This window comes from Fibrisoma limi BUZ 3 (genome assembly GCF_000296815.2).
In the GTDB taxonomy this organism is placed as follows: domain Bacteria; phylum Bacteroidota; class Bacteroidia; order Cytophagales; family Spirosomataceae; genus Fibrisoma; species Fibrisoma limi.
Map to the genome: position 1 here is coordinate 1 of NZ_CAIT01000001.1, position 21,270 is coordinate 21,270.

Genomic DNA, 21,270 nt, shown 5'->3' on the forward strand with positions numbered 1-21,270 from the left:
TTTGAGCGACACCCAACGTAACCTATAGATGTCCCGTGAACGTAACTACTCAGACAGGCATGCAGCGTGAAGTCATGACGGTGTGGAATCGCTGTCTGCACGTAATCCGGGAGAGCGTGCCTGAACAAAGTTTTAAAACCTGGTTTGAACCGATTGTTCCACTTCGGCTCAACGGTCACGTACTGACCATTCAGGTGCCAAGCCAGTTTTTCTACGAATGGCTGGAGGAAAATTTCGTGCATGTCCTGCGTAAGGCTCTCGATCATGCCATCGGCCGCGACGGTCAGTTGGAGTATTCGATTATTGTGGATAAGGGCAACGAAACGAACCGTCCGCTGACCGTTAACGTACCGACCACTAAGTCGACGCAAACTGCCAAACCCGATAATGTCAATCCCGATATTCTGAAAAGTCCCTTTCAGCTCAAAGACCTCGATTCGTTGACGCTGGATTCGTACCTGAACCCAAGCTATACATTCGACAACTACGTTGAAGGCGACTGTAACCGGCTGGCTCGTAATGCAGGCTATGCTGTAGCGCAGCGGCCGGGCGTTACGTCGTTTAACCCGCTGATGATTTACGGGGGCGTTGGCCTTGGTAAGACCCATCTGGTGCAGGCCATCGGCAACTACATCAAGAATAACAACCAGGGTAAGTTCGTCCTGTACGTAACGTCGGAGAAGTTTACTAACCAGTTTCTGAACGCCATCAAAACCGATACACTCCGAGACTTCAGCAGCTTTTACATGCAGGTTGATGTGCTGGTGCTGGACGATGTGCAGTTCCTTCAGAAGAAAGAGAAAACCCAGGAGATTTTCTTCCATATTTTCAACCACCTTCATCAGTCGGGCCGGCAGATCATCATGACGTCCGACCGGGCGCCGAAAAACCTCGATGGCTTGGAGGATCGGCTTTTGTCGCGCTTTAAGTGGGGGTTGACCACCGATCTGCAAACGCCCGATCTGGAGACCCGTATTGCCATTATTCAGAAAAAACTCCAGGCCGAAGGGGTTTATATCGAAGACAATGTAATTGAGTACCTGGCCCATAGCATCAACACCAACGTCCGCGAACTCGAAGGCGTGATCGTATCGCTGATGGCGCAGGCATCGCTCAACCGACGCGAAATAGACCTGGAACTGGCCAAGCACACCCTGCGTAACATTGTCGAGGATTCGGAGCGGGAAGTAACGATCGATTCGGTGCAGGAGGTCGTGGCCGATTTCTTTGGCGTGACCATTGCCGAACTGAAGTCAAAATCCCGTAAGCGCGAACTCGTGTACCCGCGGCAGGTAGCTATGTACCTGGCAAAGGAAAAAACGGGATTGCCGCTTAAGTCAATCGGCTACCATTTCGGCGGGCGCGACCACAGTACCGTCATCCACGCTATCCAGACAATCAGCGAACTGGTGAGTAAGAAAGCCGAAACCCGCGATGCCATCGAGAAGCTGAAAGCACAGTTTAAATAACCGCCAGCCCCTTACCTTCATGACTGTGGCCCCATGGTAGCGAGTACTCTGCCGAATGAGCTTCGGCTCCTGGATCGTTCCCAGGTGAATGAGCTGGCCTGGAACACCTGTGTGTCGTCGTCGAGTCAACGGACGGTTTACGGATATAGCTGGTACCTGGACGCGGTTCTGCCCAAACCTGACTGGTGCTGGATGGCTGTCGTTCTGACTGATCAAAACGGTGGATATCGAGCTGTGTTGCCGGTGCCTTTGCGTCGAAAGCGAATTGCCGGAATGAGGTATGCCTGGGTTGTCCATCAACCGGTTTTCTGCCAGTTTCTGAGCGTGTTCGCTACCGGACCAGCCCTTTCCGTCGAACCGTTCTATGCGCTTGTCTGCCGCCAATTTCGATACGGGTCAATCTTCTGCGTCAAATCGCCTGCCGCAGTGTGGCCAATTGCCGTTGAGGTTCGTGAACAGTTTACGCATACGCTTGATTTATCAGCCAGCTACGAACAACTGGTCGCCGGTTATTCTGCCGACCGCCGGTTGAACCTCCGTCGGGCACTGGCGGCAGGGTGGGTCGTTGAAGAATCTGTAGACCCGGAGCCCATCATCGACTTGTTTAGAGAATACCATGCCGATGCGATTGATGGGGGAGTGGCCGACTGGGCCTATACAATCTTCCGAAATTTAGTCGTGGAACTAAGCCGGCGCGGGCTGGCGACGCTCCAGTACGCCGTGCGTAACGGGCGTATCGAAGCCGGAGCATTGTTTGTGCAGGAAGGCGACCGGATTATTTATCTGTTCAATGCGGCCTCAACAGACGGTCGGCAGGGGCAGGCCCGAACGTTGCTGCTGGATCAGTTGATTCGTCGACAGGCCGGTCAGCCGCTTATTCTTGATTTTGAGAGCCCCGATAAAGCGTCGATTACCGCTTTTTACGGAAGCTTTGGGGCAGTCAAAGAGCCATATTACTCCGTGCGCTGGAATCGGCTCAACCGGGTAGAAAAATTAGTCAGACGTATCATCAGGCCGCAAACCCGCCGACGATCAGAAAAACCGTAGTGGGTGTTTTAGCCCCGCATGATGCCGGATATCCATATCCAGCGAGCCGATAGCCAGTTCAACCTCCACCTTCAGCGGAATCTTATTAGCGTCGTCGGATACCCAGATTTTGATGGCGTCGTCGCCCTTGAAGAAACTGTTGGGCGGCATAATGGGTGTCAGTTTCAATACGTTGATGCGGCCGAACTTTGTTTTGATGACGTCTTTGCCCCGGTACTTGACCTTCATGTTATAGATGGTGTCGTCGTAGAAAGCCGGGACTTCAACTACCTGCCCAACGTTCAGCTTGCTGAAGTCGATGGTCCGCACAAAATAATAACTGCTCACCACATCGTGCACATTGTCGGGCACGTGAAAAACGTCGCGTTCGGTACGCTCCTCTGCCCGAACGGTATTGTTGAGGTGGTTGAACGTAATGTTCTCCTCTTTCCGGTAATTGTTTTCGCGCAGACTCGTGTAAAACTTCTGGGGCAGAATGGCGTTCGTATCGATATAGGAACGCCACGTATCGCGCACCTTCGTGACCAGCGCAAATGCCCCCACAGTACGTCCGTCGACGTTGACCCGGTAGCAAGGGCGTTCGTTCACTTTATACAGCGTGGGACTCACATCCACGATGGCTTCTGCTGCGTTCAGAAAGCCGTAATGAACGCGGTATTCAATATGTTCGCCTGGGCCAAAGCTATTATTAACCACTCGCCGATAGGTATCCATGGTCGAAAAACCTGTCGCAATAAGGGTTAGTACACCGATGCCCAACAAGAACTTCTTCATAAATCAACAGCTTCCCACGACGGGGGTCATTACAAAGATGGATATGTCTTTTTTAAATATGTCAGGTACTCCTTAAAGTCGCTATGAAACCGGGTAACAAACTCTTCCCGAAAGCGATTCTGCTGTTTTCGGTACGTTAGATACCCGATAAAATACGCGTTGTTCGGTAGGTTTAGTTTGTTCAACGACCGTTTTTTTACCGAACGACGTGTTGCCGTACTCCGCTCATCCCGAATCGTATCCGAGGTGACAACGATCTGCCGGATTGCCTGCCACTTCAATGAATCTTTGACGGCCACCGGTGTCGTTGGTTTAAAAGACCCGTAGAGGCTGTCAAGCGTTTGAGTGCCCCGTAAGATATGCTCGTCATACCGGTCATAAAACGCTTTAGTGGCCAGGTAGTTCTGATATTCTTCGGACGCTTTCCCGTATTTAAACGCCAGAAAGCGCAAGGCACCGTATTCTCCGACAAAATCAGCAAGATTCTCGTTGTATTCCAAACTATTTTTTACGAACAACGTCCCGTGGGTTAGCTCATGAATGATCAGTTCGGCCAGGCTTCCGACCGGCCGCTCAAGCATGCTGGACAGAATAGGGTCTTTTAAAAATCCTAATGTTGACCAGGCCGAGACCTCGCCTACCCGGGTATCCCAACCCGCCTGCTTTAGCTCAGTTACTTGTTCGTCAGCACGATCTTTTTTAAAAAAACCTTTATACGAAAAGGTGCCAATTATGGGGAAATTCCATTGTTTAGCAACCAGTTTATAAGGTTCGGCGGCCGTTATTACCCATAGGATCGGCTTTCCGTGCTGATCATAAAACGATTCATAGCTACCCGAAGGATCAAGCCCGACAGAGTCTATGGCAAAACGCTTGATTTCCTGGATAAGTTCAATTTTTGTCTTGAGCGAATCCGGGAAGGAAGCATCTGCCAACACCTCATCTACGGGCTTAGTATTGAATAAAATGCGCAGTTGGCCGCGACCCTGCATAAGGCCGTAGCTGATTAGTTCACGCTGCCACACACCTATGACAAGCAAAACCAACAACACCCCTATGCCTACTTTTTTCCACATGCCACGTAAGGTGGAACGACTACGTAACAAAAATACGAAAAAACGGCGGTGGGCACCGTCAACTGGTCAAGATATATAAACATAGTTACAAGAAATAGAAACTATTGTATTTGTTCGGCCTTACGTCAGGCAATCAGTCCTGCTCTAAGCAAAAGCAGTTAAGCAGCCGGTAATTTTAGGCACGAAGGTACTTTCCACTTACCGGATACAAACCAGCTTTTGTACCTATTGTAGAAAGGTATTATTTTTAGTTATCGCTATCCGCTATCTATACACATCTCATGAAACAGACTTTATTCTATGCCATATGCACTGGGTTAGGGCTTTCCATGAACGCTCAGGCACAGCATCTGAACCCTCCTCCACCAACTGCTGGGGTAGGTGTTTATCAGGAAATAAAGCAACCATGCTTAAGCGAAGAAAAACACCGGGAGATACAGGCGTATCTTCGTCAAAAAATAGAGCTGCTGCGGCTTACCAAGCAATCACGTCAGTCGGCTGAGCATCCCAAGTTCGTATTCCCACTCAAAAAAGCAAGGTCAACTCCACAGTACAGCTTCTACACCATTGTTAACTTCGTCGACCACGATCCGGCGATAGGAGCAACGGACTTTAATCAATATTCGGCTACAAACAGGGATTATAATTGTGGCCGGCGTACGTACGATCAGAAGAACGGGTATCAGCACCGTGGTACTGATCTATCCCTGTGGCCTTACGACTGGCAAACCATGGCCAGGGAGGAGATCATGGTGGTAGCTGGAGCCCCAGGAACTATTATTGGTAAAACAGACGGTAATGCAGACCAAAGTTGTGGGTCGGCGACCAGTTCGGCTACTGACTGGAATGCGGTGTACGTTCGCCACGATGATGGGTCCGTAGCGTGGTACGGTCACCTCAAGCGGGGTTCATTAACGGCTAAGCAAATTGGTCAGCGCGTCTCGGAGGGTGAGTTTCTGGGCTTTGTAGGCAGCTCCGGTCGATCATCAGGACCCCATTTGCATTTCGAAGTGTACGATGCCGCCAATAGACTGATTGATCCGTATGCCGGGCAATGTAATCCGTCAACAACTGATTCGTGGTGGAAAGAACAGCCGACTTATCTCGAAAAGGTAATCAATCGCATTAGCGTTCATGATCAGCAACCCATTTTAGGGGCTTGCCCGCCACAAGCCAATCAATCCAACGAAGTACAGATCGCCAAACCCGGTCAATTATTTTATTTCTACGCATTTGGCCGGGATATGAGCGTTAATGATAACATCCTGTTTCAGATCATTAGACCGAACTCGAGCGTTTTTGCAGCGTATACCGCTAAGGCTACAAACGACTACACGACATTTTATTGGTGGTATTCAAACCAAATACCAGCCGATGCTCCTGAGGGTATGTGGAAGATTCGGGTAACGTATGGAGGTAAAGAATTTGAGCATTCTTTCTTGATTACCAATAAATCAGCGGATGTGCTACTGGTCGAATCGTCTAAAAAAGGGCCGTTGTGCGAGGGGGATACCGTAACGTTAGCCGCCAATCTGGAAAGCAGTGAGATTGTGTGGAAAAAAGACGGCCAGGTCATACCCAATATTGCTGGCCAACGACTGCTTGTTCGCCAGCCTGGAAAGTACACGGCCGAATTGAACGGGTACGTGTCGAACACTATTGACCAGACGATATGGAAACCGCTTGCCATCACGCTAATGCCGGGCGATACGTCGGTTTGTCAAGGTCAACAGGCGGTCTTATCAGTTAAAGCCTCGGATACTCGGTCCGCCAAAATTCAATGGCAGCGCAATGGAGTTGATATTCCCAGTGCCGTGAATGGTACGTATCAGGCAAGCCAGGGCGGTACGTATGCCGTCACTGTTGCTGATGGCGTTTGTCCAGCGGTCAGTAAAAGCATGACTTTGACTGTTAACGAGTTGATTAAGCCAGTTATCACCCAGAACAGTTTTATACTAACATCCAGCTTAGTTAGTGGAAACCAGTGGTTGTTGAATGGCCAGCCTATTCAGGGGGCTACCGGCGCAACATATAATGCAAATGAGGGCGGGGTTTACAAAGTGCAGAACAAGCAGGCCTGTGGGATAATTGAATCAAATGAGGTTGCTGTTTTAGTCACTGCACTCGAAGATACGACGGCTCTGTCTGTTCAGGTGTATCCAAATCCAGCCAGCAGTCAGTGCATAGTTACCTGGCCAACCCGCAATCAATTTGAAACCCTATTACTGACTGACATGATTGGACGCCCCCTCAAACGATTTGAGGTAACTGATCAATCAGCCGTTGTATTACCGCTGCATGGATTACCTAAAAGTACGTATTGGCTATTGTTTCAGCACAAAGAGACTGTTTTGAGCCGGCGGTTAATAATCAACTGATCAACGTTGACAGCAGGCTGTACAAAACGCTACCTATCAGGACAACCAAGGGCCGTAACAAAATAGGAAAATTGCGTTATTGGAAAGCCTGCCAATCCCAGACGACAATCACCCAGCTTTCGCCCAGGAGGTCGTCATAGAAGGAACTGATGTGCTGAAAGCCAACCCGTTCGTGGGCTCGTAGCGATCGGGTGTTGCGCTCGGCAATATCGGTGATCAGCAGTTGATATCGGTCGCTGTACACGTCGCGGTGGTGTTGGTACAGTTTGTCGAATATACCCTGGCCACGGTAGCCATCCGCTACGCACACCTGTCCCATGACGTAGTAATCATATGCACTCAGCGGTCGTCCGTGATATTTTGTTGTGTTTAACCGCCAGAAAAGAGGGAGCAACTCAGGAATATCGGCACCGAACGACGGCAGCATCGTCAGGGCGTAGCCGACCACCGTATCACCGTCTTTGGCGATAACGCTCGGCGCGGCTTCGTTCATCCGGCGCAGGGTGTCCGGGTTATGTTCAACGGTTACGAAGCCCTGCGCGGCCTGTACCTCAGGCGCCAGCGAACGCGGTAAGTTCTGCTGCTGAAGCGCCAGAATACCTTGTATGTCGGCTTCGCTTTGAACGGTGGTAATGAGCATAGCTAGGAAATGACAGTGCGGTCGAGTTTGGACAAAAAATCTGGATCAACATTGGCTCCAATACCGGGTGAATCAGGCAGGCTGATGGCGTATCCCGCATAAATGGCCCCACCCACGACCGGGTCCAGGGCGTGTTCAAAGGGAGCGTCGAGGTCAAAAAACGTAACGTTCTGTCGGGCTGAGGCAAAGTGTGCATTCGCCGTAATAGCCAGTCGTGACTCCGACATGCAACCGATCATGCAGGGTATGCCCGCGGCTTCGGCAATGGCATTAATTTTCAGGGCTTCGAAGATGCCGCCACTTTTCGAGAGCTTAATGTTGAAATAATCAATGGCTTCTTCTCGTACCAGCCGAAGGGCATCCTGGGCATCGAACAGCGACTCATCGGCCATGATTGGTACGGGCGACGCCTGTCGAACCTGCCGAAGCCCGGATACGTCCCAGCGTCGGATAGGCTGTTCGCAGTACTGAACGTTCCAGCCACCGATGGTGCGCAGTACAGCCGACGCCGTCACTACGTCCCAGCCCTGATTGGCATCGGTCCGTATGGGGGTTTCGTCGCCGAGGGCAAGCCGAATTGCTTCGACCCGCCGAATGTCGTCGCGCTGGTTGGTGCCCAGCTTTACCTTGACAGCCTCGCCCCCGTTGGCTTTAATACGTTGGGCATCCTCGACCATGCGCTCGGGCGAATTGAGGTAGATCGTTTCGTCCGTAACGACCGTCCGTTTCTGCCCGCCCAGAAACTGGTATAGCGGCATGTTGGCCGCTTTGGCCGCCAGGTCATATAAGGCCATGTCGAAAGCGCTGCGGGTAGTTGGATGGCCGGGTAGGTAACGGGTCAGCGCCGTCAGACAACCTTCAATATCGAGCGGATCACGACCGAGCAGGAGCCGGGCCATGTCCTGCGCTGCCGCCAGCCCGGACGCCTGCGTTTCGCCAACGATCATCCAGAACGGCGAGCCCTCGCCCCAGCCGGTAATGCCTTCGCTCGTCTGAATCTCGATAAGCAGGTTCCTGGCGTGCTCAATGGTACCGAGGGAGATGGCGATGGGCGCCTTCAGCGGTATATCGTAGCGGTAGAGGGTGATCTGAGTAATTTTCATTTTAAACGCAGAGGTAACAGAGTTTACGCGGAGGACACAGAGATAGCTCAGCGAACTCTGCGAAAGCCTCTGTTGTCTCTGCGTTTAAGAAACCTATTGGGGAAACTGACTCTTATCTAAGCCCGGAATGATGCGCAGGGCGTTTTTGTAATACACCTTCTTCAATACGTCATCGGGCAGAGCCAGGCCGTACATCCGCCAGAATGCGTGGTACTTTTTGTGGTAAGGAAAGTACTCGTCGTCAGTTTCCAGGACCCGGAAGTACGTTGAGTATTCAGAAGGAACCCAGCTATCCTTACCAAACAGAATCCGGTCCTGGTTCTTCACGAAGAAGTTGTGGGCAGCGCGTGGCTGACGACCCAGCTCAGCAATAACAGCCCCAATTTCGACCACCATGTTCGGAAAGGCCTTCATTAGGCTGTCCAATTTGTTGAGGTTGTTGGGATACCAGCCCATGTGGGCATTGATGAACGTCGTTTTGGGATGTTTGCGAAAGACGTTATGCTGCTCAGCAATCAGTTGCTCCCACGCTACCGGGTTGTTATCGCTGCGTTTGCGGCCGGGGTGCAGTTTCAACTCAAGCCAGCGCTCGTTAAACCGGTCCATGGGGTCCCAGAACGGCTTCGGATCGGCGGTATGAATCAACACAGGAATGCCCAGTTCGCCACATTTCGCCCAGATCGGGTCCAGACGCGGGTCGTCTACCCGAACACGTTTGCCCTCCGAATCTTTTACGTTAAACCCGAGGCTTTTGTAAATTTTCAGGCCTTTCGCGCCTTTCCTGACGTCCTCTTCGAGCGTTCGGACGGCCTGGTCGGTCCAGCTTTTCTCCCCAACACCGGCAAAGTTGATGTTGGTGAACAGCGCGATTCGTTTCGGATTCGTTTTCTGGATGTTGGTCAGCGCTCCATCGAAAAACTTCGTGCTCTCGGCTGTATTGCTGCTGAAACCACGGCCGCTCAGGTTCACCATCAGCCCCATATTCAGTGCATCCATCTGAGCAATGAGGGAATTCAGGTCGGCCCGGTCCATCTCATACTGGTGGTTGTGTACGTCGATGAACGGGTACTTGGCCCGGGTCAGCTTATGTTCGGCAACCTTAAGCGTCGATACGGGTTCGTATTCTTCAAAGTCAACCGGGCCGTCTGGGGTGGAGACCTTAGGTTGGGCGTAGGCCAGGCTTGCGGTAAGTAGTAAAGGCAGAATCAGGTTGTTACGCATAGTCAGTCTTGTAATTAATCCTTAAAGATAAGCGCTACGCAATGAGCCGCAATGCCTTCCTGCCGCCCGACAAAACCCATATGCTCGGACGTAGTCGCTTTGATCGAAATATCTTCTTCCGGAATCTGCATGACCTTTGCCAGGCATTCCTTCATGGCCGGGATGTGGGGGTTGAGTTTTGGCTCCTGCAGCACCACCGTTACGTCCACATTTGATACGTCGTAGCCAGCGCCACGGACCATTTTCAGAACTTCGGTCAGCAGCAGTTTACTATCGACGCCCTTCCAGCGCGGATCTTTGTCGGAGAAGTGGTAGCCAATGTTCCGCATATTGGCCGCTCCCAGCAGCGCGTCGCAGAGCACGTGGCAGACAATATCGGCGTCGGAATGCCCGACGGGGCCGTGTGTATGGGGGATGAGAATGCCGCCGAGCCAGAACGGTCGGCCCTCGGCAAGTTGGTGAACGTCGTATCCTTGTCCTACGCGGATTTTCACAGTGGGTTGTTAATTGGTGGGTTGATAAAAGCCGGTTTTTATAGCCATAGGCCGTCTGGCGGCTGTATTAATTGCCTTGTCGATTGCGTCGAAACCGGACATCCTGTCTGTGACGTATTCCAAATCCTGTCGAAAAACGAACGGAAAGTTTAACTCTTTCGCGTCGTCAGCAAGAAATAGGCTCGACCTACGCGGCCCGATAATACAGCGTGGAGCAGTTGTCTTTGCGGAGAACCTGCTGCGCCATGCGCTGCACATCGGCTGGCGTAACGGCCTGAATCTTGTCGGCTTCCTGGTTAACCAGTTCGGGATCACCGGCGTTGGCGGCAAACGCCAGGTTCATAGCCCGGTTCAGCAACTCCACTTCCGAGAATGCCAGCGTGGCTTCGGCCTGGTTTTTGACCTTGGCCAGTTCCTCATCGGCTACCGGGTTATCGATCAGATCCTGTACAACGGCTTCAACGGCAGCATCGGCTTCCTCTAACGTAACGCCTTCGTTCAGTGTGCCCTGAATAACCAGCAGACCCGGATCGGCGGAGGATGTGATGTAAGCCGAGATATTATTGAACAGTGGATTCTGCCGCAGCAGTTGCTGATACAGTCTCGACGATTTGCTACGTCCCAGCATGTCGCTCAGCAAGTCCGTGGCCTGGAAGTCCGGATCGAAGCGCCCGGGCATGTGGTACGCTTTATACAGGGCGTTGAGTGGTACGTTGGCGCTGGTTTCGAGTTTCCGGGCTTCGGTCTGAACCGGTTCATTCGGTAATTGACGAACGTAAGGATCGCCCGCCGGGATGGGGGCAAACCACTTCTGACATAACTGCTTTACCTGCTCGACCGTTACATTGCCGGCCACGACCAGCACCGCATTATTGGGCAGGTAGTATTTGAAAAAGAATGATTTAACGTCGTCGAGGGTGGCGTTTTCAATGTGGCTGATGTCCTTGCCGATGGTCGCCCAGCGGTACGGATGCTGCTGATAAGCCAGTGGGCGCATTTTTAGCCACACGTCGCCGTAGGGTTGGTTCAGATACCGCTGCTTAAACTCCTCAATCACAACTTTCTGCTGCACATCCAGCACCTGCGGATCGAACGAGAGGCTCAGCATCCGGTCCGATTCGAGCCAGAATGCCGTTTCGAGATTCGCCGAAGGCAGCGTGATGTAGTAATTGGTGATGTCGGGGCTGGTGAAGGCGTTATTCTCCCCGCCCACTTTCTGCAACGGCTCGTCGTAGCTCGGAATGTGTCTGGAACCACCAAACATCAGGTGTTCAAACAAATGGGCAAAGCCTGTCCGGTTCGGATCTTCGTCGCGTGAACCGACGTTGTACAGAATATTAACTGCGGCTATTGGGGTTGATTCGTCTTCGTGGACGTATACCCGTAATCCGTTATCTAAAACAAAGTGCTCGTAATGAATCATGCCAAACTTTTTGCGAAAAAGCCTCGTTAAGCAACTCGCAGTACAACAAATGTACGGCCCTCGCCGTATAGAATCAAACGTCGTTACATGGTGCCTACGCTCCGCATCCTGAAAGCTTTTTTTTTCACCATTCTTACGTCCCTGCCTGCTTTGACGAATGGGCAGGTGCTGACTGATCCCAGTCTTCAACAGACCATTCAGCAGGCGTTGGATAAGATCTACAACATGGAGTTCGATGAAGCCGAGACCCTCATCCGACAAATTCGAACCCGGTATCCGCAACACCCGGTCGGACCAATTCTGCGCGCTACGCAACTCGAGCTTCAATACCTGCCGGTTCATGAAAACACGGCTGCAACGGCGCAATTCACTCAGGCCACGCTGCAGGGACTTGAACAGGCGAAACGAATGCTGGGGCGTAATGAAAAGGACCCTGAAGCTATCTTTTTTGCCCTGACGGCACATAGCTATTTAGCTTCTCTGTATAACAACCAGGGGGAGTCTTTAAAAGCCGTTTCCGAGTCGAAAAAGGCGTATACCTACATGAAGGATGGCTTCGCGTTGATGAATAAAAGCACGGATTTTTACTTCACGACGGGCTTATACAACTACTACGTGAAGCGCTATCCGATGGACCATCCGGTAGTCCGGCCGTTTATGTTTTTCTTCCAGGACGGCGATATGCAGACTGGATTGAAGCAGATGGACGTTGCTACGCGAAAAGCGTTATTTATGCGACCCGTCGCCTGCTATTATCTGGCGCATATTTACCTCAAGCATGAAAATCAGCCAGCAAAGGCTATTGGCTATACCAAATACCTGGCGGATAAATATCCCAACAACCCACTGTTCGCGATGATTAACGCAGAAACGTTGCTGCTATCCGGGCGGTATGCAGAGGCTCAGCCCTATGTGCAGCAGCTACGGCAGATTCAGCATAAGCTGGTTCCGTTGGCTGTCAGAGTGTTTGATGGCCTGCTGCAGGAACATCTGTCAAAGAACGATCGGGAAGCGGCTGCGAACTATCAGGCAGCCTTGAAATTACCTTACAACCGAGCCTACACGATGGAATACAATGCCATGGCCTGCGCCGGTTTGGCCCGTATTGCGGCCCGGGCTAATGATCCAAACCGGGCGAAAGAATACTACAAGCGGGTGCTTAAGATCAGTGAGTACAAGGGCCTGGTTCGCGAAGCAAAGAACTACACAAAAAGCTGAGGTATTACGTAATTGCGTAGTTTGGCGGTGCATTCAATAGATTCCGTTGGATGTGTCGGTTTGCTATGTCATACGATCGTCGCCGTTTTCTCCAAACCATTCTCGCCGGAGCTTCATCTCTGGCTTTTCGTTCGTCGGGCCGGATAATGACCGTTCGTGGGCCAATCGGGGCTGATCAACTGGGCCTGACGCTTATTCACGAACACGTATTGGTGGATTTCATAGGAGCCGATAAAACCGGTTATGGCCGTTGGAACCGGGATAAAGTCGCAGCTACGATGCTGCCTTATCTCCAGGAGCTAAAACAGCTTGGTTGCCAGGCGATTCTCGACTGCACTCCGGCTTACCTGGGCAAGGACCCACGACTATTGGCCCGGTTATCGGCGGAGTCCGGGATTCATATTCTGACCAACACCGGCTACTACGGCGCGGTTGACAACAAGTTTCTGCCACCGCATGCGTTTACCGAAACCGCCGACCAGCTCGCCGATCGCTGGGTCGCTGACTTTGAAAAAGGTATTGAGGATACGGGTATCAAACCGGGCTTCATTAAGATTGGCGTCAATCCCGGCCCGCTATCGGATATGCACCGTAAACTGATCACGGCTGCCGCCCGAACCCATAAGCGGACAGGATTGACCATTTGCTCACATACCGGCCCCTACGTACCGGCCTTTGAGCAGATCGACATTGTGAAGCAGGAAGGCGTTCGGCCCGACGCGTTCGTGTGGGTACACGCGCAGGGGAACAACATGTCTCATTACGCCCGGGCCGTTCGGGATGGAGCGTGGGTGAGCCTGGATGGACTCGATAACAGCAACGTAGACAAGTACGTCGAGACACTGTTGCTGATGAAAGAGAACAAATTCTTACATCGTACGCTGCTTTCCCACGATGCCGGCTGGTACGACCCCGAAAAACCCGACGGCGGTAACATGGGTCGCGAGTATACGGTGTTGTTCAAGCGCCTGATGCCAGAACTGAAAAAGAAAGGATTTACAAAACGGGATTTCAGACAGATTCTGATCGACAATCCGGTTGAAGCGTTTAGGCTAACTGTTTGACCAGATCAATAGTCAACCTCTAACCCCAGCGCCTTTCGCAGCTCATGAAGTGCCGGATTCTTTTCGGCCATGTAGTTGAACTTATCCAGCGGGCTGTAGATGAGTTTTTTTGTTTCAATAACCACTACCTCGTGTTCAATCGTGATCTGGCTGTTTTGCAGCGTATCGCGCAGACAGGCAAGGAGATCGGGTTTTAACTCGGTGAGAATGTCCACCTGCAACCGATTATCGAGGGTCAGGTGAATGGCTGTGCCTTCCAGCCGCAAGTCACGATTCAGTACCAGTTGTTCGCTCATGGAGCCGGTCTGTCGCTGCCGTTGCTGCGCAAAAGAATCCCAGCAGGCTTTCAACTGCTCGAAAATGAACGGCTTATCCGGTCGGGTAGGAGCCACAACCGCTACCGCCTGATCGGTATTGGCCGAACCCGCCGTTGGCGTAGCGGTCAGACTTACCGTAGTACGTAGTCGGCTCGTTGGTGGGAGGGGCCGGGGAGGCAGCGGATTTTTGGTTGTACTGGCAACTGCCGGTTGAGCAGCATGGGCCACGGCCGTGCCGTTCGTATGCGGAGTAGCCTCATGGTGAGTGGACAGGCCATTGGCTGGCTTATAACCGTTGACCGGCTCGCTGGTAATCGGATGCGTTTCGAGCGGAATTCCGGACGTAGCAGCTACGGGTTCGCTTCCGTTAAGCGATGGTATGCTGTTTTTTTTTCGGCCCCGTTGAGCGGTGCCTCTGAGGGAGCCGTAGTGGGTAACGTGTTCCAGTCCAGTACGTTGCGCAGGTTAGCCAGCTTCATCAACGCCAGCTCCACGTGCAGCCGCTGGTCTTTTGCCTGTTTGAAGTTGATGTCGCACTGCCCGCCGATGCTCAGCGCCGACAGCAAAAACGACATAGGTGCCTTGGCCGACTGCTCCAGGTACTGTCGCCGGACGTTTTCGGTCACCTGCAATAGCTGCACCGTTGCCTGATCTTTACAGACGAGCAGATCACGGAAGTGGCGGCATAAACCCACAACAAACTGGTGCACATCAAAACCTTTCCGCAGGATTTCGTCCAGCGTGAGCAGACTTTGGGTCAGGTCGCCCGTCAGCAGTTGGTCCGTGAGTTTGAAGTAATAATCGTAATCGAGGATGTGCAGATTGTCCAGCACTTCCTTATACCGAATAGTCCGGTCGGCCGAGAACGTAACGTTCAGATCGAACATCGATAGGGCGTCGCGCAGACCGCCATCGGCCTTCTGAGCAATCAGATCAAGCGCGTCGGACTCGGCCGTTATGCTTTCCTTTTGCGCAATGCTGGCCAGGTGACTGGCAATGTGTTGCGGCTGAATCCGGTTGAAATCAAAAATCTGACAGCGCGACAGGATTGTCGGCAGGATTTTATGTTTCTCAGTAGTCGCCAGAATAAAAATAGCGTACGAAGGTGGTTCTTCCAGTGTCTTCAGAAAGGCATTGAAAGCCGCCGACGAGAGCATATGCACCTCGTCAATGATATAGATTTTGTATTTGCCGGACTGGGGCGGATACCGTACCTGATCAATCAGATTACGGATGTCCTCAACGGAGTTATTAGAAGCCGCATCCAGTTCGTGGATGTTAAAGGAAGCACTCTGGTTGAAGCTCGTGCAGGACTCGCACTCGTTGCAGGCTTCGCCCTCGGGCGTTAGGTTATGGCAATTGATGGTTTTGGCCAGAATCCGGGCGCAGGTCGTTTTGCCGACCCCGCGCGGTCCACAGAACAGGAAAGCCTGAGCCAAGTGATTGGTTTTGATGGCATTCTTGAGCGTAGTGGTGATATGCTCCTGCCCAACGACCGTATCAAAGGTCGCGGGCCGGTACTTTCGGGCTGAGACCACAAAATTTTCCATACCGCAAGTTAGCATTCAGGGGGCGGATTTCAAACGGAAATCTGGCTCGAAACTGCCTGCTGATGGCGATCTTTCACAACCAAAATGCGATTAAACAGCCACGCCTTTCCGATCGGAAAGGCGTGGCTGTTTATCATTGTATGGGCGGACTCAATGAACAGGTTCCAGTTCCCGCTCCGGTTTGCGCTGACGATCATGAAGATGCAGACGCAGCAGAATACGTTCCTTTAACCGCATCCAGCGCTCATACAATTTGGATTCTTTCAAGAAGTTCCACTTTTCGTTTTTCTCCGTTTTCTTATGCTCTTCCGGGTCATAGAGCATACCTGTGCAGAGGCAGTGCTTGCGGTTTGTCCGGCTCAGAATGTCGTAGTTAACACAGGTTTGGCAGCCTTTCCAGAACGCTTCGTCGGCGGGGAGTTCGCTGAGTGTTACGGGCTGGTAGCCTAAGTCGGAATTTATCTTCATCACGGCCAGACTCGTTGTCAGACCGATAATTTTAGCCTCAGGAAAGCGCGTCCGCGACAACTCAAATGCTTTCGCTTTGATGCGCGTAGCAATACCGCTCTTGCGATGTTCAGGGTGCACGATCAGGCCGGAATTGGCCACAAACTTACCGTGATCCCAGGTCTCGACGTAGCAAAAACCAACCCACTCACCCGAGAGTGTGGTGGCGATAATGGCTTTGCCTTCGAGCATTTTTTCCATTACGTAGATAGGCGAACGCTTGGCAATTCCCGTCCCGCGGGCTTTGGCGCTCTGCTCCATCTCTTTGCATATGGTTTCGGCCAGCCGCAGATGATTCTCGTTGGCGACCTGAACAATGAATTGATCGTTGACTACTTCGTGGTTGACCATCGTCGTTTTTTGTGCGATCATACTATCGCATACGGAGACAAGGTGATCCGTGTTGGTTGTTAGAAAATGTTGTTAGTGAAATTGATAACGGTCGGAAAAGTTTTACCGCATAGGCAAAACATAATTATATGGTCCTTTCGGACCTAAACCGAAATGGCGTAGTGTGAAGGAAGGCCGGTATGTAAACGAGCTTTGCCATTGGTTGTGCGTACAAAACGCGGACAATGTTAGATATATTATCCGGGTCGTGCAATAGTGATAACAGGATTTTACGGGGATAGTTCACAAACGGTTAAAACAAAGCATGTTCAACAGGGCGTTTGTTGAAAATTTAATCACTACTTAATCGGCTATCGATTAACTAGGATAACTACGACATATCGTGACGTCTCACATTCCATCGGACTCGTATCCACTAACGCTCAGTGAAAGTAGACCCTTGCGGTATGGCGTTTTCTTCTACCTGTATGTCATGCAGGGTATCCCGTCGGGGTTTGCCCTCACCGCCCTGTCCAACTACCTGACCGCGGAGGGGGTAAAGCCGGAAGTTATTGGAAAATTTGCTGCTACGGTCGGGCTTCCCTGGGCGTTTCAGTTTGTTTGGGGGCCACTGATCGATCGGTTTCAGGGGTCAGTAATGGGTCGCCGAAAACCATGGGTACTCCTGTCGCAGTTTCTGGCGTTTCTGGCATCGCTGGGTATTCTCTTGATCAATAATCCGGTTGGGCAGATAACCGGGCTGATGGCGGCTTTTTTCATTCACAGTGTCTTTGCGTCGATTCAGGATGCGAGCGTCGATGCGCTCGCTATTTCAGTCATTCCGGAAGAAGAACGGGGGCGGATAAATGCGTTCATGCGGGCCGGGTTCCTGATTGGCATTGGTGTAGGAGCCGCCGTCCTGTCGCACATTATCCGGTATGATGGGTTCTTTTATGCAGCCCTAGCGCAATCAGCGGCTTTGTTGTTGTTCACCATAGTTACGTTCTTTATCCGGGAGCGGGTTGGGGATGCACTGGTTCCCTGGGCCGTCCGTCGTTCATCGGAACAGGCTTTGGCAGGGTCGCATCCGGACCACTCGTTTGAGTGGCTGTTTTCAGAGCTGTTCCGAGGGTTGTTGGCGCGGCAAAGTCTGCTGCTGTTTGGGGCCGTAATAGCCGGATATCTGAGTATCAGTCTCTTCTCGCGGGCTTTCAATTTTCACCTGATCCGATCGCTTGGCTGGACCGATACGTCGGTTTCCGTGCTGACCGGTACGTACGGAATGCTGCTGGCTACGGTCGTTGCCCTCACTGGCGGATTTCTGGCCGATCGCTTCGGAGCCCGGCGGCTGCTGGTGATCGTTATTTCCATTATAGCTGCCTACCTGATCGGTTTCAATCTGATTTCGGATTGGTGGAAGACTCGCGATGTAGCCCGAACAGGTCTTGTTGCGCTGTATTTCATGGACCCCAGTCTCAGCATTGCCGCGATGCCGGTGCTGATGGCCATCTGTCGGAAAGGCGTTGAAGGGTCGCAGTTCACCACCTACATGGCGTTTGTCAATCTGTCGGATATTGCCGGGTCGTTTGTTTCCGGACACGCCCTCAACTACCTGGCGGCACCTACTATTGGCAAGATAGCCGGTTTACTGGCTTTCCTGGCTGTACTTACAGCGTTTTTCACGCTCCGCCATTATCGGGTCGCCAGTCAAGGGTAATTCGCGTTTCGGTCGTAGCTTGCATGACCACCGATCTGTCGAACACCATGATTAGCTTTCGTCGTAAAGTATACCGCGTTCTGGAAACCTCGTCGGGGAGCCGTCGGGGAATAAGCTTGATTTTTAACGTAGTCCTGATCTCCATCATTACGTTGAATGCCATCGCGATTGTGCTGAATACGATACCGGAATACAATCGTCAATTCGCGAGGCTGTTCTACGACTTTGAATTATTTTCCGTTGTCTTTTTTACCATTGAATACTGCCTGCGTATCTGGGTAAGTGTCGAAAATGAACGATACCGACACTGGTTCTGGGGACGGCTACGGTACATAGTCTCCACAAGCGCCATCATTGACCTACTCGCTATTTTCCCTTTCTACTTTACGCTGTTCGCCACCGATCTGGCCATTGTTCGGTTACTGCGGTTGTTCCGGATTTTCCGGTTGTTCCGGATTTCGCGGTATTCACACGCGCTACGGGTAATTCAGCGGGTCGTTAGCGATAAAAAAGAGGAACTGCTGTTGAGCCTGGCGTTCGTTGTGTTTATGCTCATCATTATATCGAGCATTGTGTATTACATCGAACATCCGGCCCAGCCGCAGGCGTTTTCCAGCATTCCGGCCACGATGTGGTGGGGTGTAAGTGCTATGACAACGGTTGGCTACGGTGATATTCATCCGATAACCCCACTTGGTAAGTTTGTCGGCGGCCTCGCGGCCATAATGGGTATCACCCTGTTTGCATTACCGACCAGTATTCTGGTGTCTGGTTTTACGGAAGAAATTCGCGGGCATAAATCACAGACCCGAAAGCGGTGTCCGCACTGTGGCCAGGAGCTTTAACCCTGGCCGAACGAATAGCGGAATGGGCCTGTTACGTCATTAATTTTTCAGAGGCTATGAGCAAGAAGAACCGAAATGGGGGCGTCGTTTATTCGACCGACCCGAATTTTGATTACCAGACAAACGACGAACCAGAAGCCGAAACCCTGCCTCCGGCGCAGCAAAATCTAAAGATCTGGCTGGTTAAACTCGGCGGCAACAAAGTCGTGACGGCGGTGCGTGGTTTTGTGGGTAGCACCAACGACCTGAGCGATCTGGGCAAACAACTAAAAACCGCCTGCGGAACAGGCGGCTCAGTAAAAGATGATGAAATTCTGATTCAGGGCGATCACCGCGACAAAGTGCTGACGTGGCTCACCGGAAAAGGCTACAAGGCGAAAAAAGCCGGGGGCTGATGCTCATTCGTGGCCTTCACTACGAATCTAACGGATAACTGCTTTGACTCGCTCCTCACATGTTGGGGCGCCGTTCAGCAGGATCGCGACCTGAAAACGCGCTTGTCAGCCCTGACACAACCATTCGTGCTTACCGAATCCCTCCCATCCACTTCCGCAATGGCTTGACCAGAACGAGTAACAGTACACCAAAACCCAGACTGAAAACCGCGACGCTCTGGAACAGGCTGGGCATTTCTGCTACGTTGCTCTCGTCGAATCCACCCGCAAACAGACTGGCGATCAGGTTGCCCAGGGCAGAGCCGACGAACCAAAGACCCATCAACTGGCTGGTATACCGTTTGGGCGACAGTTTGGAGAACGCACTCAAGCCGACCGGACTCAGAAACAGTTCGCCCAGGGTAAAAAACAGGTAGGTGAACGTCAGGTACAGCGGAGAGGTGCGTACGCCCGTTATAGCGACCTCGGAGGCAAAGATCATGACAACATAAGCCAGCCCCAGCAGAAGCAGGCTCGTGGCAAACTTGGCCGGTACAGAAAAGTCGATGTTGCGATTCGCCAGGAAAATCCACAGACCGGCCAGCACCGGCGAGAAGATGAGAATAAACGCAGGGTTCAGGTTCTGAAACCAGCTCGACGGCATTTGCCAGCCTAATATGGTCAATTGCGTATAACGATCGGCAAAAATTTGCAGTGAAGAGCCCTGCTGTTCGTTGCCCGCCCAGAACGCAGCCGACGCCAGGAAAAACACGAACAGCACAACTACGCGTTTTTTCTCGGTGGCATCCAGCCCGCCCGCGGTCAGGATGTAGACGAAATAGCCAAAGGCGGTAAGCGATATGATGGCTCCCATAGCCTGAGCCAGTCCCGGCGCCGTGGTCAGATCCAGCACACCGGTCAATTGCAGAGCGGCCAGAATAACGACCAGGCCGGCGATGAACACCAACAAAGAACGATTGCCGCCCGAAGACGGGCCAGCGTCGGTTGTCGGCCGGGCTACGTAGTTACCGAGATCGCCCAGATACCGTTGTCCGAACGTCCGGAACGTAATGATACCGAGGGCCATCGCAATGGCGGCCGCCCCAAAACCGTAGTGCCAGCCAACTTTCTGCCCTAAGTAGCCAACCACCGAAATACCCAGCAGTGAACCGGTGTTAATGCCCATATAGAAAATCGAAAAAGCGGCATCCTTGCGGGCACCGCCTTCTGGATACAGTTCGCCCACAATGCTACTGATGTTCGGCTTGAGCAGGCCCGTACCCAGTGCAACGGTGCAAAGGCCAGCGTAAAAGACGCCGGGACCCGATGGGATAGCCAGGATGATGTGGCCGAGCATGATGATCAGACCGCCGTAAAAAATCGACTTCCGCTGACCCAGCAAATTGTCGGCCACCCAGCCGCCGGGCAGCGAAAGCAGATAAACGGAGGAGGTATATAAGCCGTAAATCGCAGCGCCTTCGAGCTCAGACAAGCCCATGCCTCCGCGAACGTTGTCGATCAGAAACAGCAGGAGGATGGCCCGCATACCGTAGTAGCTGAACCGCTCCCACATCTCGGTGAAAAAAAGCACGAAGAGACCCGCAGGATGGCCCAGCACGGTGGTACCGCGAACTGGTTTTTCGATGGTTGCTTCCATTCAATACAAACCGCCGGGGCGGTGATTAACGCGTCTGTTGACAGAATTTTGATGAATAATAACGAA

The 21,270-nt window shown here is 52.1% G+C and carries 19 protein-coding genes; 8 read left to right on the plus strand and 11 right to left on the minus strand.

Features of this window, described 5'->3' with window-relative positions:
• Nucleotides 1–59 precede the first annotated feature (59 nt).
• Together dnaA and BN8_RS00010 are read left to right on the plus strand one after the other, a co-directional pair.
• Complete coding sequence (gene dnaA, locus BN8_RS00005; protein WP_040005158.1) at nt 60–1,469, plus strand: chromosomal replication initiator protein DnaA; 1,410 nt, start codon at nt 60–62, stop codon at nt 1,467–1,469.
• Between the two features lie 33 nt (nt 1,470–1,502).
• Entirely contained in the window at nt 1,503–2,516 is a 1,014-nt protein-coding gene (locus BN8_RS00010) for a GNAT family N-acetyltransferase (protein WP_144051539.1), read from the plus strand.
• On the opposite strand, the gene BN8_RS00015 is transcribed toward BN8_RS00010, so the two are convergent.
• Complete coding sequence (locus BN8_RS00015; protein ID WP_009279691.1) at nt 2,502–3,290, minus strand: DUF3108 domain-containing protein; 789 nt, start codon at nt 3,288–3,290, stop codon at nt 2,502–2,504. The two genes, BN8_RS00010 and BN8_RS00015, sit on opposite strands and share 15 nt — an antisense overlap.
• Nucleotides 3,291–3,319: 29 nt before the next feature.
• Nucleotides 3,320–4,366: an aminopeptidase gene (locus BN8_RS00020; RefSeq protein ID WP_009279692.1), complete on the minus strand. Its 1,047-nt coding sequence runs from the start codon at nt 4,364–4,366 to the stop codon at nt 3,320–3,322.
• A gap of 281 nt (nt 4,367–4,647) precedes the next feature.
• Between BN8_RS00020 and BN8_RS00025 the strand changes: the two genes are divergently transcribed.
• Nucleotides 4,648–6,744, plus strand: coding sequence for a peptidoglycan DD-metalloendopeptidase family protein (locus tag BN8_RS00025; RefSeq protein ID WP_083882473.1), 2,097 nt, complete (start codon nt 4,648–4,650; stop codon nt 6,742–6,744).
• Nucleotides 6,745–6,820: 76 nt separating this feature from the next.
• Here the strand turns inward: BN8_RS00025 and BN8_RS00030 are convergent, their stop codons facing one another.
• The 5 genes from BN8_RS00030 to BN8_RS00050 form a co-directional block, all read right to left on the minus strand.
• Entirely contained in the window at nt 6,821–7,384 is a 564-nt protein-coding gene (locus BN8_RS00030; protein WP_009279694.1) for a GNAT family N-acetyltransferase, read from the minus strand.
• Between the two features lie 2 nt (nt 7,385–7,386).
• Complete coding sequence (locus BN8_RS00035) at nt 7,387–8,487, minus strand: mandelate racemase/muconate lactonizing enzyme family protein (protein ID WP_009279695.1); 1,101 nt, start codon at nt 8,485–8,487, stop codon at nt 7,387–7,389.
• Nucleotides 8,488–8,580: 93 nt separating this feature from the next.
• Nucleotides 8,581–9,708 carry an amidohydrolase family protein gene (locus BN8_RS00040; RefSeq protein ID WP_009279696.1) on the minus strand — a complete coding sequence of 376 codons (1,128 nt, stop codon included), beginning with the start codon at nt 9,706–9,708 and terminating at the stop codon, nt 8,581–8,583.
• Between the two features lie 14 nt (nt 9,709–9,722).
• The gene (gene ispF, locus BN8_RS00045; RefSeq protein ID WP_009279697.1) at nt 9,723–10,202 is read right to left on the minus strand and encodes a 2-C-methyl-D-erythritol 2,4-cyclodiphosphate synthase; all 480 of its coding nucleotides are present in this window, start codon (nt 10,200–10,202) and stop codon (nt 9,723–9,725) included.
• Between the two features lie 187 nt (nt 10,203–10,389).
• On the minus strand, nt 10,390–11,625 hold the full coding sequence (locus BN8_RS00050) for a M16 family metallopeptidase (RefSeq protein ID WP_040005159.1): 1,236 nt from the start codon (nt 11,623–11,625) through the stop codon (nt 10,390–10,392).
• Nucleotides 11,626–11,712: 87 nt separating this feature from the next.
• Between BN8_RS00050 and BN8_RS00055 the strand changes: the two genes are divergently transcribed.
• Both BN8_RS00055 and BN8_RS00060 read left to right on the plus strand, forming a co-directional pair.
• On the plus strand, nt 11,713–12,843 hold the full coding sequence (locus BN8_RS00055) for a tetratricopeptide repeat protein (RefSeq protein WP_040005160.1): 1,131 nt from the start codon (nt 11,713–11,715) through the stop codon (nt 12,841–12,843).
• Nucleotides 12,844–12,908: 65 nt separating this feature from the next.
• The gene (locus tag BN8_RS00060) at nt 12,909–13,907 is read left to right on the plus strand and encodes a phosphotriesterase family protein (protein ID WP_144051540.1); all 999 of its coding nucleotides are present in this window, start codon (nt 12,909–12,911) and stop codon (nt 13,905–13,907) included.
• Between the two features lie 5 nt (nt 13,908–13,912).
• Here the strand turns inward: BN8_RS00060 and BN8_RS33515 are convergent, their stop codons facing one another.
• The 3 genes from BN8_RS33515 to BN8_RS00075 form a co-directional block, all read right to left on the minus strand.
• Complete coding sequence (locus BN8_RS33515) at nt 13,913–14,452, minus strand: DUF8439 domain-containing protein (protein ID WP_009279700.1); 540 nt, start codon at nt 14,450–14,452, stop codon at nt 13,913–13,915.
• Nucleotides 14,453–14,574: 122 nt separating this feature from the next.
• Nucleotides 14,575–15,774, minus strand: a complete 1,200-nt coding sequence (locus tag BN8_RS33520) for a DNA polymerase III subunit gamma/tau (protein ID WP_229367592.1) — start codon at nt 15,772–15,774, stop codon at nt 14,575–14,577.
• 150 nt (nt 15,775–15,924) lie between these two features.
• Nucleotides 15,925–16,632, minus strand: a complete 708-nt coding sequence (locus BN8_RS00075) for a GNAT family N-acetyltransferase (protein ID WP_040005168.1) — start codon at nt 16,630–16,632, stop codon at nt 15,925–15,927.
• A 382-nt stretch (nt 16,633–17,014) separates the two neighbouring features.
• Here BN8_RS00075 and BN8_RS00080 point away from each other — a divergent pair, with 382 nt between their 5' ends.
• Genes BN8_RS00080 through BN8_RS00090 form a run of 3 tightly spaced genes read left to right on the plus strand, consistent with a single transcriptional unit; the run spans nt 17,015 to nt 19,568 of the window.
• The gene (locus BN8_RS00080) at nt 17,015–18,328 is read left to right on the plus strand and encodes an MFS transporter (protein WP_040005161.1); all 1,314 of its coding nucleotides are present in this window, start codon (nt 17,015–17,017) and stop codon (nt 18,326–18,328) included.
• 23 nt (nt 18,329–18,351) lie between these two features.
• Nucleotides 18,352–19,173, plus strand: a complete 822-nt coding sequence (locus BN8_RS00085; protein ID WP_009279705.1) for an ion transporter — start codon at nt 18,352–18,354, stop codon at nt 19,171–19,173.
• A 56-nt stretch (nt 19,174–19,229) separates the two neighbouring features.
• Nucleotides 19,230–19,568, plus strand: a complete 339-nt coding sequence (locus BN8_RS00090) for a translation initiation factor (RefSeq protein WP_009279706.1) — start codon at nt 19,230–19,232, stop codon at nt 19,566–19,568.
• A gap of 130 nt (nt 19,569–19,698) precedes the next feature.
• Here the strand turns inward: BN8_RS00090 and BN8_RS00095 are convergent, their stop codons facing one another.
• Complete coding sequence (locus BN8_RS00095; RefSeq protein WP_009279707.1) at nt 19,699–21,204, minus strand: peptide MFS transporter; 1,506 nt, start codon at nt 21,202–21,204, stop codon at nt 19,699–19,701.
• Nucleotides 21,205–21,270 lie beyond the last annotated feature (66 nt).